Origin of the sequence: Pseudochrobactrum kiredjianiae, assembly GCF_030362795.1 — a bacterium.
GTDB lineage: Bacteria > Pseudomonadota > Alphaproteobacteria > Rhizobiales > Rhizobiaceae > Pseudochrobactrum > Pseudochrobactrum kiredjianiae.
The window spans coordinates 300,214-313,745 of the sequence record NZ_JAUCBM010000001.1; the positions used below are offsets into that span (position 1 = coordinate 300,214).

Below are 13,532 nucleotides of genomic sequence, written 5' to 3' on the forward strand. Positions count from 1 at the left end.
CTCCGGCTCTTTTCATTATCTCATAGTGCTCCTTATGCGTCCAATGGAGCGACCGCTATTTTAATATTGTTTTTCACGGTCAACCAGATTGGTCAATGTGCCGTCACGCTCATAATCGGTAATCATTTTCACGACTTCCGGTGTCAGCGCATTGGCGGAGGAGCTGGCTGCGGCATGTGGTGTGATGGTAATTTTCGGATTTCCCCAAAGCGGGCTCGATTCCGGCAGTGGCTCGGTTTCAAACACATCAAGCGAGGCAGCAGAGAGCAGGCCGCGTTCAAGCGCTGCCTGAATATCCGCCTCATTCTGCAAACCACCACGTCCCGCATTAATCAGGATTGGCGCGCCGAGCGGGCCGTCCTCTTTCATACGCCCAAAGACTGACATCGACAGAATGCCTTTGGTATCCGGTGTCAGCGGCAGCAGGCAGACAAGAATATCAACCTGTTTGAGAAAATCGCTCAAGCCGTCTTTACCGTGATAAGTGTTCACACCGGCAACATCCTGCGGGCGGCGGCTCCAGCCGCTGACATTGAAACCAAGATGTTTCAGCTTGTCGGCTGCATCGCGCCCTAAAACGCCTAAGCCCATAATCCCGACATTGACCTCATTGGCCGCAGGTTGACGGCGGTCTTCACGCCAGATTTTCTTGAGCTGTTGCGCACGATATTGCGGTCCGAGACGATGATGATCGAGAACCTGCCAGACCACATATTCAGTCATACGCATGGTCAGGTCAGGCGAAACGGTGCGTACGATAGGCAGGTTTGGCACCTGATCATCGTGGAACACATGATCCACACCGGCACCGAGCGAGAAGATAACTTTCAGATTCGGCAAATTGGCGAGTGAGCCGCGCTTTTGCTTCCAGACCAGAGCATAATCAATGGAGGCTTCTTCACCGGCTTTGATCTCGGTGACAATCTCACGATCCGGCGCATATTTGGCAAACGCCTGCATCCAGATTTCCGGATCCCAGCCAGTGGCTGCAAAATAGATTTTACCGGTGTTTTTTGTTGCTGCACTCATTGATTTACCACTCCCTTTTCAGCCGTCTCCAAACGGAAGGCTGCTGCCATCAATGCGCGGGTGTAATCGGTTTTCGGCGCCTCAAAAATCTCCTCCGCCGGACCATATTCCACCGCTTTGCCATTGCGCATCACCAGAACATGATTGGCAAGGGCTTTCACCACACGCAAGTCGTGACTGATGAAAAGATAGCTTAAATTGTGCTTTTTCTGTAAGTTTCGCAGCAATTCGACAACCTGTGCCTGCACACTCATATCGAGAGCAGAAGTCGGTTCATCCAGCATCACAAAACGCGGATTGAGCACCATGGCGCGCGCAATAGCGATACGCTGGCGCTGACCGCCGGAAAACTCGTGGGGATAGCGGAAGCGGCTTTCGGGATCGAGATTAACCTCATGCAGAGCTGCCACGACTTTATCATCGCGCTCATCGAGAGAAAGTTTAGGCTCATGCACCTGCAGGCCCTCGGCGATAATTTCCGCCACGGACATGCGCGGGCTAAGCGAACCGAACGGGTCCTGAAACACGATTTGCATTTCACGACGTAGCGGGCGCATATTTTTGAATGAGAACTGATCAATATTCCTGTCACCAAAGCGGATCGCGCCTTTGGAGGAAATCATGCGTGACAGTGCCAACCCAAGTGTGGTTTTTCCTGAACCGGATTCCCCCACAACACCGAGTGTCTGTCCCGCACGCAGCTCTACATTGATGCCGTCAACCGCTTTTACATAATCGACGGTTTTACGCATAAAGCCTTTTTTGATCGGGAACCAGACTTTGATATCCTCACCGCTCATCACCAGTGGGGCATCTTCCTGCGCAGGCAGGGGGGCGCCTTTGGGCTCCGCACTCAGCAAATGCTTGGTATAATCATGGTGCGGATTGGTGAAAATATCTTCCGTTTTGCCGCTTTCCACGATTTTGCCGTGATGCATGACACAGACACGGTCGGCAATCTTGCGCACCACACCCAGATCATGGGTGATGAACAGCATCGACATATCCTGCGCGCTTTTCAGCCCGGCCAGCAGCTGCAAAATCTGCGCCTGTACAGTCACATCAAGTGCGGTTGTCGGTTCATCAGCAATCAAAAGGCGTGGTTTGTTGGCCAGTGCCATAGCAATCATCACACGCTGACGCTGACCACCGGAGAGCTGATGCGGATAGGATTGCAGGCGTTTCTCCGGATCACGGATGCCGACTTCATTGAGCAGTTCAATCGTGCGCGCACGTGCCTGTTTCTCCCCCATACCCTGATGAAGACGCAGAATTTCACTGATCTGACGCTCAACGGAATGCAGCGGATTGAGCGAAGTCATCGGCTCCTGAAAGATCATGGCAATGTCATTGCCGCGCACGCTACGCAGTTTGTTTTCCGGTGTGGTCAGCATATCTTCGCCGTCGAACAGGATCTGACCGGACGGATGGCTGGCAGACGGGTAGGGCAACAGTTTCAGCACCGACAAAGCGGAGATGGATTTACCCGAACCGGATTCACCGACCAGCGCTACCGTTTCACCTTTGTGAATGTCGAAGGAAATATGATCGACCGCAACCCTGTCTTGCCCATCCTGATGAAAGGCAATCGACAGATCGCGGACACTGAGCAGCACATCGGCTTTTTCATCTCGGGTCATTTAAAAGCCTTTCGCGGATCAAAGGCATCACGCACTGCTTCACCGACAAAGATCAGCAAAGACAACATCAGCGAGATAACGATAAAGCCGGTTATGCCAAGCCACGGTGCCTGAAGATTATTCTTACCCTGTGCCAGCATCTCACCAAGCGATGCTGAACCCGGTGGCAGACCGAAGCCCAGAAAATCCAGCGAGGTCAACGTGGTGATCGAACCGTTGAGAATGAACGGCAGGAAGGTCAGGGTTGCAACCATCGCATTGGGCAGCAAGTGCCGCCACATGATGGTTCGGTTATTCACGCCCAGCGAGCGTGCTGCATTCACATATTCAAAGTTACGGGCGCGCAGGAATTCGGCACGGACAACGCCGACAAAGGCAACCCATGAGAATAGCAGCATGATGAACAGCAGCACCCAGAAGCCGGGCGGCAAAATGGCAGCGATAATCAGCAACAGATAGAGCACCGGTATCGATGACCAGATTTCGATGAAGCGCTGGAAAATCAGATCGACCCAGCCACCGAAATAACCTTGTACCGCACCGGCAGTCACGCCGATGACACCGGAAAAGGCGGTGAGGATAAGGCCGAACAGCACCGAAATACGGAAACCATAAAGCGCACGGGCAAAGACATCGCGCGCCTGATCATCCGTACCGAGCCAGTTCATATTGCCGATGGTGCAATTGGGATCATTCACACCTTCCGCATAGCGGGCGCAGCGCTGCTCTTTCGACATCAGCCAGAAAGGTTTGGACGGCGCAGCTTCCGGAATTTCGTTGTTGACGGTGCGGTAGGAATAGCGAACCGGCGGCCAGATCGCCCAGCCGTTTTGATTGATTTCATCCTGAATGACCGGATCGCGGTAGTCGGTGACGGCATAGAAACCGCCAAATTTCTCTTCCGGATAATCAACCAGCACCGGCATCAGAATTTCGCCCTTGTAGGAAACCAGAATTGGTTTGTCATTGGCGATAAATTCAGCAAACAGTGAGCCGATAAACAGGAACATAAACAGCCATAAAGACCACCAGCCACGGCGATTGGCTTTGAAATTACGCCAGCGTCGCTGATTGAGCGGCGACAAAAACGGACGTTTCACCCGCACAGGAGAGGTTGCGGTGATATCGCTCATCACACATCCCTCCGGTCAAAATCAATACGCGGATCAATCCATGTGTAAGTGAGGTCGGAGAGCAGGCTGACCAGCAAACCGATCAGCGAGAAGATAAACAAGTTGGCAAAGACCACCGGATAATCGCGGTTAAGCACCGACTGATAGCCAAGCAGACCAAGACCGTCGAGCGAGAAAATAGTTTCGATCAGCAGTGAGCCGGTGAAGAAGGCGGTAATGAAAGCACCGGGGAAACCGGCAATCACAATCAGCATCGCATTTCGGAACACATGACCGTACAACACCTGCCGCTCTGTCAGACCTTTGGCGCGCGCGGTGGTGACATATTGTTTGCGAATTTCTTCAAGAAACGAGTTTTTGGTGAGCAGGGTGGTGGTCGCAAAAGCAGACAGCACCAGTGCCAGTACCGGCAGCGCCATATGCCAGATATAATCGGTGATCTTGCCCCACAGGCTCATCTGATCAAAGTCCGGCGAAGTCAGTCCACGCAGCGGGAACCAGTCAAAGAATGAGCCGCCGGCAAACAGCACAATCAGCATGATAGCGAAGAGGAAGCTTGGAATCGCATAACCGACAATGATCACCGCGCTGGTCCAAACGTCAAAGCGCGAGCCGTCACGGACAGCTTTGGTAATACCGAGCGGAATGGAGATCATATAGGAAATCAGCGTGAGCCAAAGGCCGAGCGAAATCGATACCGGCAGTTTTTCTTTAATCAGATCAAGAACTTCAATATCGCGGAAATAGGAATGGCCGAAATCAAAACGGGCATAGTTCCACAGCATCAGGCCGAAGCGCTCCAGCGGTGGTTTATCAAAGCCGAACTGCTTTTCAAGACTGGCGATAAATTCAGGATCAAGCCCCTGCGCACCGCGATATTTCGAGGAGCCGCCGCTATCCAATGATATGCTGCCTGCATCAGCACCTCCGCCTGAGAGCCTGTCCATGGCATCGCCGCCCTGTCCCTGCAATTGCGCAATAACACGCTCGACAGGGCCACCGGGGGCAAACTGGATGACGGCAAAGGAAATGGCCATGATTCCCAGAATGGTCGGAATCATGAGCAGCAGGCGTCGGAGAATATAAGCGCCCATCAGTTGTATAATCCTGTTTGTTTTTTATTGTCTTTTGACAGTTTAATGCAAAGTGCTGAATTATGTTTTACCAAGCTGTGCGGCTTTCTCGTGATCATACCACCAGTAAAACTCCGGATAGCCGCCATAGGGCATTGAATCCATCATTCCGAACTTGTCCCAATAGGCAATCAGTTTGCCGCCTGCTGACCAGCAGGGTATCCAGTCTCTGCGATAGCGCAGCAGCCGGTCGAGCACACGGATGGTTGCCGTTAACTCATCGCGATTGTCTGCTCGTGCCACATCATCCAGCAAGGCGTCAATTAAAGGACTGCTGGTACCGGTATAATTTTGAGAACCGGGTAGGCTGACACTTTCTGACCCGTACATCACGGCCAAAGTTGTTCTGTCAGGTGTCGGTGAGGAACTGGCGGCAAAACCAATCATGTCATAGTCAAAATCGAGCTGGCGTTTTTGATAGGTCGCGGCTTCAGCCATGCGCACTTCCGCATTAATCCCGATCGCCTGAAGATTCTTAATCATCGGATTATAGACGCGGTTAAAGCCGTCAGAATTGTTGAGAATTTCCAGCGTGAAAACCTGTCCGTTTTTATCAACCAGCCACCGGTCTTTGCGCTGATAACCAGCTTCTTTCATCAGGTCGGCGGCGCGGCGCAACTGCTCACGATTGCGACCGCTACCGTCTGTTACCGGCATAGTGACGGGGGTATCCAGCAGCGCTGTGCGTGTTGCCTCATCCATTAAACCCGCATGGCGGGAGATAATCGCCTGCTCTTCAGGGGAGGGCTTACCTTCGGTTTCAAAGGCAGAGTTGCTGAAATTGGATTGCTGGCGTTGATACAGATCGCTGAACAGGTTGCGGTTGCTCCACTCAAAATCAAAGCAGAGCACAATAGCCTCACGCACACGCTGATCGCTAAAACGCTCGCGGCGCTGGTTGAGCGCCCAGCTTTGCATGGAGGGAATTTTCCACGCAGGAAAGCGCGTCTTGATAACTTTACCGGATTGCACTGCACTGAAGTCGTAATCATTGGTCCATGATTTTGAAACACTTTCAGCACGCCAGTCGAGAATGCCCTTTTTAAAGGCCTCAAAAGCCGGTTGTCTGTCGCGGAAAAACTCAATACGGATACGGTCGAAATTATTGGAGCCGATATTCACATTGAGGTCTTTAGCCCAATAATCTTCATTGCGCTGATATTCGATATATTGCCCTGCCGAGAGCGCACCGACTTTATAGGCGCCGGAACCGAGCGGGATATTCAGGCTGCTTCCGTCAAACTTATGCTCTGTGTAATAGGCTTTGGAGAGTACCGGCAGTAGAACCATGCTGGTGATCAGACGGCGGTTTTGACCGGCATCCTCACCTTTGAGCGTCAGGCTCAGATGATAATCATCTTGCGCAACTGCACTCTCCATTTTGGCGAGCAGCAAGCGCAAAGCAGGGTGCCCTTTTTCTTTCAGCAGATCATAGCTGTAAGCCGCATCATGGGCGGTCACTGGCGTATTGTCGTGAAAACGTGCCTGTTCACGCAGTTTAAAGCGATAGCTTTTGCCGTCTTCGCTGACGGTAACATTTTCAGCCAGCAAGCCATATACCGCATCCGGTTCATCCAAAGCGCGGGTCATCAGACTATCAAAGCACGATTCCATCCGTGGCGGAGCATCGCCCAACGCTGAAAATGTGTTGAGCGTATTGAAGGTATTGGGTGCCTGATTAAGTGTCCATTCATTGACGGAGAGCCGGAATATTCCGCCTTTTGGCGCTTGAGGATTAATATAATCAAAATGGCTGAAACCGGCCGGATATTTCAGATCATCAAAGACGGAAAGACCGTGCGTTGGTTTGTCAGGCGTGCCTTGCGCTTTAACGTGCAACGGCAGAGCCGCGCTCAATACTGCTGCTCCGCTGAATGTCATAAGCTGACGCCGGTTTATGAGGTTTTTGTTACCCTCTGCCATCATGCTCCTCCTGCCTCGTGGTTAATATCCGATAGGGAATCAAACTCAAAAAATGCGAGTCAAAATACAAGACCAAACCAGCGTGAGCCATTTTATGGTTTTGGTTTTACCCACCAGGAGAAGGGATCAATCCCTGCATAATCAGGCTGTTTGTCCGGCAGACCAAACTTGTTCCAATAGGCAATATTGATAGTGTCGGAATACCATTGCGGAACGGTATAATAATTCCAGAGCAGCACGCGGTCGAGTGCACGGGTTGTTGCCACCAACTCGTCGTAATCTTTGGCATAGACCACACGGTCGATCAGCTTGTCGACTGCCGGATTTTTAATACCGGCATAGTTTTTACTGCCTTTCAGATCAGCAGACTGGCTGCTCCACATTTCCCGCTGTTCATTGCCCGGAGATTGGCTTTGCGCCACAACCGAGGTGATGACATCATAGTCGAAGTCATTGACCCGCGCCTGATATTGCGCGTCATCAACAACGCGCAAAGATGCATTGATACCAACGCGGCGCAGATTGTTGATGAACGGACTGACGACGCGTTCGTCATTCGGATTATTGGTCAGGAATTCGAGAGTAAAAACCTCACCCTTGTTATTGGTAAGTTTGCCATCTTTCACGACCCATCCGGCTTGTGCAAGCAGATCAAGGGCATGGCGTATATTGGTACGTGTAGCCTGTGGCGTATCAAAGACCGGCAGCTTATAAGGCTTGGTGAAAACAGCTTCCGGAATTTCTCCGCGCACTGTTTCAAGGATTTTCAACTCCGCTTCTGAAGGCAAACCGGACGATGCCAGATCAATACCGGCAAAATAGCTTTCAATGCGCTTATACTGATTGAAGAACAGCATGCGGTTCATGCTTTCAAAATCAAACACCCAGTTCAGCGCTTCACGTACACGCACGTCCTGCAATTTGGCTTTGCGGGTATTCAGGAATGCACCTTGCATACGGCCTGCTGCATGCATCGGAAAACTGGCTTTGATTACATCACCACGCTCAAAGGCCGGAAAATTATATTGTTCCTGCCAGCGCTGCGCGATGTTCTCCTGACGATAGTCATAGACGCCACCTTTTTTAAAGGCTTCCCATGTTGCGTCATTATTGAGGAAATATTCGTATTTGACCTGATCGAAATTATTGCGGCCGACTTGTGTTGGCTGGTCTTTACCCCAGTAGTCATCCACGCGTTGCCAGATGATGGATTTTCCCGCATTGACAGACGCGATTTTATAGGCGCTGGAGCCAAGCGGAGTTTCAAGTGTCGGACGGCTGATATCACGCTGTTTACCGTTTTTATCTTTGCCTTCCCACCAATGTTTCGGCAGCACGACAAGATCGCCCATAATGTTTGGCAACTCGCGATTACCAGCCTTGTCGAAAGTAAAGGTAACTTCGTTGTTGCCGGTTTTTTCGGCTTTGACGACATCTGAATAGTAGCGATTATAGAGCGGCGATTGTTTTTTCAGAGTCTCAAACGACCAGATCACGTCTTCAACACTGATCGGGGTTTTGTCATGCCAAGCAGCTTTGGGATTGAGGCGAAATTTAACCCAGGAAAAATCATCCGGAAATTGCATCGCTTCGGCAATCATTCCGTAGGTGGTCGAGCTCTGATCCATCGACTGATCCATCAGCGTATCATAGAGCATGCCGCCGCCGAAATTTGCGAGACCTGCGGCAGCAACACCCTGAACCACATAAGGGTTCAGACTATCAAAAGTGCCGACAGTAACCTGATTGAGCATGCCGCCCTTAGGAGCGTCCGGATTGACATAGTCGTAATGCTTAAAGCCTGCGGGATATTTTGGCACGCCGGTCAGGCTGTTGGCGTGCCGCCATTGCAGGCCGTTTTCCGGTACTTTGTCTTGGGCTTTATCCTGAGCGGAAGCCAAACTGGTATACAAGCTCAAACCTGCGACAAGCATAACCCGCAAAGCTGTTTTCATTCCGCCACCCGATAATTTGCTCACAAGAAGATGTGACCACCTTAATGATCCCCGCGTGAATTAAAAGGGAGCGCGGGTGCATGCAGGGCAAAAATCGGGTTTGCGGAATTAAATCTTTGTAATAATCAGGCCTTTTTGACGAATTCGGTTTTCAGAACCAAACCTTTGACCTGTTTGGTGTTGCACTCAACTTCGCCATCACGGCCGTTCAGACGGACATTTTTGACCAGTGTACCGCGCTTGATGGTTTCAGATGTACCTTTGACCTTGAGGTCCTTGATAAGGGTGACGGAATCGCCGTCCTGTAACTGGGCGCCGTTGCTGTCGCGTACAATTGGTTCATCAGACATAGAGTTTCATCTTTCTTAAAAATAAAAGCCGGGCTTTGAAGCCCGGCTTGATAATCGGAGACTGATCTTCAGGATCAGTTTGCAGGCTGTGTTGCCGGTGCTTCCGGTGCGGCAGGTGCTGGAGTTTCTGGTGCCACAGGCGCTTCAGCAGGTTTTTCGTCCGCTGGCTTTGCTTCTTCAGCCGGTTTTGTCGCTTCAGCAGGTGCTGCGGCTTCCGGTGAAGGCAGTGGCGCCGGATTGTCAGACAGTGAGCGCAGATAAGCAATCAGATCAGCGCGTTCATTGTCTTTTTTGTCGCCGGCAAAGCCCATGGCGGTGCCTTTGATATAGCCTTTAGGAGATGTCAGGAATTTATTGAGATGCTCATAATCCCAGACTTCCTTGCCGCCCTGTGAAAACTCTTTCATCGCAGCGGAATAGCTGAAGCCTTCAACCGTTGCCATCGGGCGATTAACAACATCCCAGAGATGCGGGCCGACTTTATTAGCGCCGCCTTTTTCCCCTGTATGACAGGCGGCACAGCGTTTAAAAACATTCTGGCCGCGTGCAGGGTCTGCTGATGCAAGCAGTGTTGCAATCGGAACCGCAGCCGGTGCTTCTTTACCGGCAGCCGGTGCGCCACCCTCAGAGGCCGCAATGACATAGCCTTCAGCTTCAGGATGCGGTGTAGAAAAAATCGCATCTGAAGAAATACCAATGGTCATGGCAATAAAAACGGTGGCCAGAAAGGCCATAATATATTTGTTTGACTGAGATGAATTCATGTGGCCGCTAGCGCTCCTATTCCCCCAACGCCTTTAGCTTGGCGGTGATATTTAGTCTGTCTTAGGGGAGGGTCGCCCTCCATTACTGACCTTTGCCGGAAACTAGGTCTTTTGCTTGACGCTGGCAACACCTATAAGAACAGCTGCACCCGTGACTTTTTGACACTTTCGGATGAATAGCCATGTCTAAGCCGTTTAAATCGCTGATCCTGATTCCTGCCCGTATGGCCTCAACGCGTCTGCCCGGTAAGCCGCTGGCGGATATCGCCGGAAAGCCGATGATCGTTCATGTCGCAGAGCGCGCTGTTGCCTCTGGTCTGGGGCGCGTGGTGGTTGCAACCGACAGCACCGAGATTAAAGAGGCTATGGAAGCCCATGGCCTTGAAGCCGTGATGACCCGAGGGGATCATGAATCTGGTTCCGACAGAATTTATGAGGCTTTACAACTTATTGATCCCAATAAAGAATTTGATGCGGTGATTAATGTTCAGGGGGACCTGCCGACCATCGATCCGGCGCTGATTAAGACGGCTTTGTTGCCGCTCATCGAAGGGCCGGCGGATATCGCAACCCTCGGTGTGGAGATCACTGATGAGAAGGAAAAGACCAATCCCAATGTGGTGAAGATTGTCGGTTCACCATTGGCCGGTGCCAATAAACTACGCGCGCTCTATTTCACCCGCGCCACCGCCCCTTATGGTGATGGCCCGCTCTATCATCATATCGGTCTTTACGCCTATCGCCGTGAAGCACTGGAGAAATTCGTCGCACTTGGTCAGTCTGTGCTGGAAATCCGCGAAAAACTGGAACAGCTACGGGCGCTAGAAGCGGGTATGCGAATCGATGTGGAAGTGGTTCAATCCTTCCCGCTCGGGGTGGATACACCTGAGGATCTGGAGAAAGCACGGCAGGTTTTGTCGCGCTGATCTGTAAAACAACGGAAAAGCATTTCTAAACTTAAGTCAAAGGCACCAAAAATGGCAGCGAAGACCAATAAAATAGCGTTTCAGGGTGAACCGGGAGCAAATTCCGACACGGCCTGCCGCAATATGTTTCCGACAATGGAGCCGCTGCCATGTGCAACTTTTGAAGACGCGTTTAATGCTGTTGAAAATGGTGAAGCCGATCTGGCAATGATTCCGATTGAAAATACGCTGGCCGGTCGTGTTGCGGATATTCATCATCTTCTGCCGGAATCACGCCTGCATATTATCGGCGAATATTTCCTGCCGATCCATTTTCAGCTGATGGTGCTGCCTGGCACCAAAAAAGAAGACATCAAAAGCGTTCACAGCCATATTCATGCACTGGGGCAATGCCGCAAAATCATTCGCGGCAATGGCTGGAAGCCGGTGATTGCCGGCGATACCGCAGGCGCTGCCCGTCAGGTGGCTGAAATCGGTGATAAGAGCAAGGCGGCTTTGGCACCATTGCTGGCGGCTGAACTCTATGGTCTTGAGATTTTGCAGAACAATGTCGAAGACGCTGAAAACAATATTACGCGCTTTGTTGTTCTGTCGAAACAAGAACAATGGGCGCCACGCCAGTCACCGGATGAATTGATGGTGACGACTTTTGTGTTCCGCGTGCGCAACGTACCGGCGGCACTTTATAAGGCGATGGGCGGCTTTGCCACCAATGGCATCAACATGACCAAGCTGGAGAGCTACCAGATCGGCGGGACTTTCATGGCAACACAGTTCTATGCGGATATTGAGGGACATCCGGATGACCGTTCTGTGCAGCTGGCTTTGGAAGAACTCGACTTCTTCACCAAGGAAGTGCGGATTGTCGGTGTTTATCCGGGCAGTGAGAACCGCAAGCAACTGCTTGCAGCAGAGTAAGCTCAATTACTTTGTATGAAATAAAAGCGCCGGAGTAATCCGGCGCTTTTTTTATTTGTCCGCGCTGTCTACCCAGTGCCGGATAAGGGCGCTGGCGATCGCGCCGGCTGGCGGGGTGCGTAAGCCTTGCACATGTGCATCATCCAGCATGGCTTTGGCTTCCTCACGGGTAAACCAACGGCCATCTTCCAGCTCATCATGATCAAGATTAATTGCATCGGACAAGCCCTGAGCGAAACAGCCGATCATCAGGGAATAGGGAAACGGCCATGGCTGACTGGTATAGTAAGTTACTTGCCCGACAGGCAGGCCAGATTCTTCGCGCACTTCACGCCGGACAGCATTTTCAATCGTTTCCCCCGGCTCGACAAATCCGGCAAGGCAGGAATAGGTCAGCGGGGCAAAATGCGGGCTGCGTGCAAGCAGACAACGTTCACCGGACGGTGATTGGTGTGTAACCAGCATAATCACCACTGGATCAGTGCGTGGGAAATGCTCGGCATTGCAGGATGTGCAAACCCGTTTGAAACCGCCGATACGCATTTCGGTTTCATGGCCGCAACGACCGCAAAAGCGATGGGTTTTATGCCATGCTAACAGCGCTGCTGCCTGCGCAACCATACCGCTATGCGCGGGGCTTAGCAGATTATGTGTATAAAGCGTGCGATATTCGGAGGCTTCGAGTATTGGAGGAAGAGCTTCGGGATCAAGGCCGGTATCCAGCGCAAGATAGGCAATGCCTTCCGCTTCGCCTAACAAAATCAGATTGTTTTTGCTACCCTCATCCGCTCCGCTTTGCAGATTGCGGATTTCTTCCTGACTAAATAAAGCGCGGTGTTCCGGCGCGCCCTGTTTGAGCAGGATTTTACCGCGTGCAAACAACAAAAATTGCGCATCAGGATTGGCCAGTGCATTGGCTAAGCTGGTTTCATCACGTTTTTCAGCCTGCGGATCAAGTGTCTTACCGGCAAAACCAAGGCCGTGATTCTTGTCAGCCATCGCTGCAGATTCAAAATTATGGGGCATAACGACAAGACTCAGGCAGCAAGACGGGCGCGTAATTCATTGATGAGCTTATGGGCTTCTTCTTCGGTGTAAGGCTCACGCGTGCCATGCCCCCAAACCGGACCCGGCCATGCCGCATCGCCGCTATTACGTGCAATAATATGGATATGTAATTGCCGAACAATATTGCCGAGTGCGCCGCTATTGATTTTCTCGCAAGCTGTCGCCTGTTTCATCGCCTCTGCAACCATTGAGGTTTCAAAGCTGAGCATGGTCTGGTCGAGCGGGGTGAGCTCGTGAATTTCTGACATAGCTGCCCGCTGTGGCACAAGAATCAACCACGGCCAGCGCTTGTCATTCATCAAAAGCAACTGGCACAGGCCGAGCGGGCCGATTGGGAAGGTGTCATTTTGTAAACGTTGGTCGAGGGCGAAATCTGGCATGATGCGGTGCCTTTTTGAGGGATATTGTTCTTGTTTGGCCGTTTTGATACTGATTTTGACTAGTCTGGAACTATTCAAACATAAAATGCGTGAAAATAATCTCTATTTTTTTATCTCAGCTTATTTGAGTCTTGCATTTTGCGTTTAAATTTCCGATATGAAGCGCGGGAGGTTGGTGGTGGACGGTCCACTCGCCAACCGGGTCAGGTCCGGAAGGAAGCAGCCCTAACGAGCTCGGCACGGGTCATCGTGCCAGCCTCCCACCTTTTTTCTCCCCTGAAATCCAGATTGTTGTGCACGGAAAAGCTAAGTT

At 51.5% G+C, this 13,532-nt stretch carries 12 protein-coding genes and 1 other RNA gene; 3 read left to right on the forward strand and 10 right to left on the reverse strand.

Annotated elements, in window-relative coordinates; all coding sequences use genetic code 11:
- Positions 1-60: 60 nt before the first annotated feature.
- The 8 genes from QUF18_RS01445 to QUF18_RS01480 all read right to left on the reverse strand — a co-directional run bounded on the left by QUF18_RS01445 (position 61) and on the right by QUF18_RS01480 (position 9,927).
- Positions 61-1,029: a 2-hydroxyacid dehydrogenase gene (locus QUF18_RS01445; RefSeq protein ID WP_289384610.1), complete on the reverse strand. Its 969-nt coding sequence runs from the start codon at positions 1,027-1,029 to the stop codon at positions 61-63.
- Positions 1,026-2,669 carry an ABC transporter ATP-binding protein gene (locus QUF18_RS01450; protein ID WP_289384612.1) on the reverse strand — a complete coding sequence of 548 codons (1,644 nt, stop codon included), beginning with the start codon at positions 2,667-2,669 and terminating at the stop codon, positions 1,026-1,028. The genes QUF18_RS01445 and QUF18_RS01450 overlap by 4 nt, the downstream gene beginning before the upstream one ends.
- On the reverse strand, positions 2,666-3,802 hold the full coding sequence (locus tag QUF18_RS01455) for an ABC transporter permease (RefSeq protein ID WP_289384613.1): 1,137 nt from the start codon (positions 3,800-3,802) through the stop codon (positions 2,666-2,668). The genes QUF18_RS01450 and QUF18_RS01455 overlap by 4 nt, the downstream gene beginning before the upstream one ends.
- Positions 3,802-4,896 (reverse strand): microcin C ABC transporter permease YejB, encoded by a 1,095-nt coding sequence (locus QUF18_RS01460; protein ID WP_289384616.1) that lies wholly within the window; start codon positions 4,894-4,896, stop codon positions 3,802-3,804. Before QUF18_RS01460 ends, QUF18_RS01455 begins: the two co-directional genes overlap by 1 nt.
- 60 nt (positions 4,897-4,956) lie before the next feature.
- The gene (locus tag QUF18_RS01465) at positions 4,957-6,816 is read right to left on the reverse strand and encodes an extracellular solute-binding protein (RefSeq protein ID WP_289384618.1); all 1,860 of its coding nucleotides are present in this window, start codon (positions 6,814-6,816) and stop codon (positions 4,957-4,959) included.
- A gap of 134 nt (positions 6,817-6,950) precedes the next feature.
- Positions 6,951-8,813, reverse strand: a complete 1,863-nt coding sequence (locus QUF18_RS01470; protein WP_289384620.1) for an extracellular solute-binding protein — start codon at positions 8,811-8,813, stop codon at positions 6,951-6,953.
- 125 nt (positions 8,814-8,938) lie between these two features.
- Entirely contained in the window at positions 8,939-9,163 is a 225-nt protein-coding gene (locus tag QUF18_RS01475; protein ID WP_289384622.1) for an alkylphosphonate utilization protein, read from the reverse strand.
- Between the two features lie 74 nt (positions 9,164-9,237).
- Positions 9,238-9,927, reverse strand: coding sequence for a c-type cytochrome (locus QUF18_RS01480; RefSeq protein WP_289384624.1), 690 nt, complete (start codon positions 9,925-9,927; stop codon positions 9,238-9,240).
- A gap of 182 nt (positions 9,928-10,109) precedes the next feature.
- Between QUF18_RS01480 and QUF18_RS01485 the strand changes: the two genes are divergently transcribed.
- Together QUF18_RS01485 and QUF18_RS01490 are read left to right on the forward strand one after the other, a co-directional pair.
- Entirely contained in the window at positions 10,110-10,853 is a 744-nt protein-coding gene (locus QUF18_RS01485; RefSeq protein WP_289384627.1) for a 3-deoxy-manno-octulosonate cytidylyltransferase, read from the forward strand.
- 51 nt (positions 10,854-10,904) lie between these two features.
- The gene (locus QUF18_RS01490) at positions 10,905-11,771 is read left to right on the forward strand and encodes a prephenate dehydratase (protein ID WP_289384628.1); all 867 of its coding nucleotides are present in this window, start codon (positions 10,905-10,907) and stop codon (positions 11,769-11,771) included.
- Between the two features lie 51 nt (positions 11,772-11,822).
- Here the strand turns inward: QUF18_RS01490 and nudC are convergent, their stop codons facing one another.
- Together nudC and QUF18_RS01500 are read right to left on the reverse strand one after the other, a co-directional pair.
- A complete protein-coding gene (gene nudC, locus QUF18_RS01495) occupies positions 11,823-12,770 on the reverse strand; it encodes an NAD(+) diphosphatase (protein ID WP_289384630.1) in 948 nt (315 codons plus the stop codon).
- Between the two features lie 38 nt (positions 12,771-12,808).
- Positions 12,809-13,219, reverse strand: coding sequence for an HIT domain-containing protein (locus tag QUF18_RS01500; protein ID WP_289384632.1), 411 nt, complete (start codon positions 13,217-13,219; stop codon positions 12,809-12,811).
- Positions 13,220-13,386: 167 nt separating this feature from the next.
- On the opposite strand from QUF18_RS01500, the gene ffs reads away from it, so the two are divergent.
- Positions 13,387-13,483: signal recognition particle sRNA small type (gene ffs / locus QUF18_RS01505), an RNA gene on the forward strand.
- The last annotated feature ends 49 nt before the right edge of the window (positions 13,484-13,532 follow it).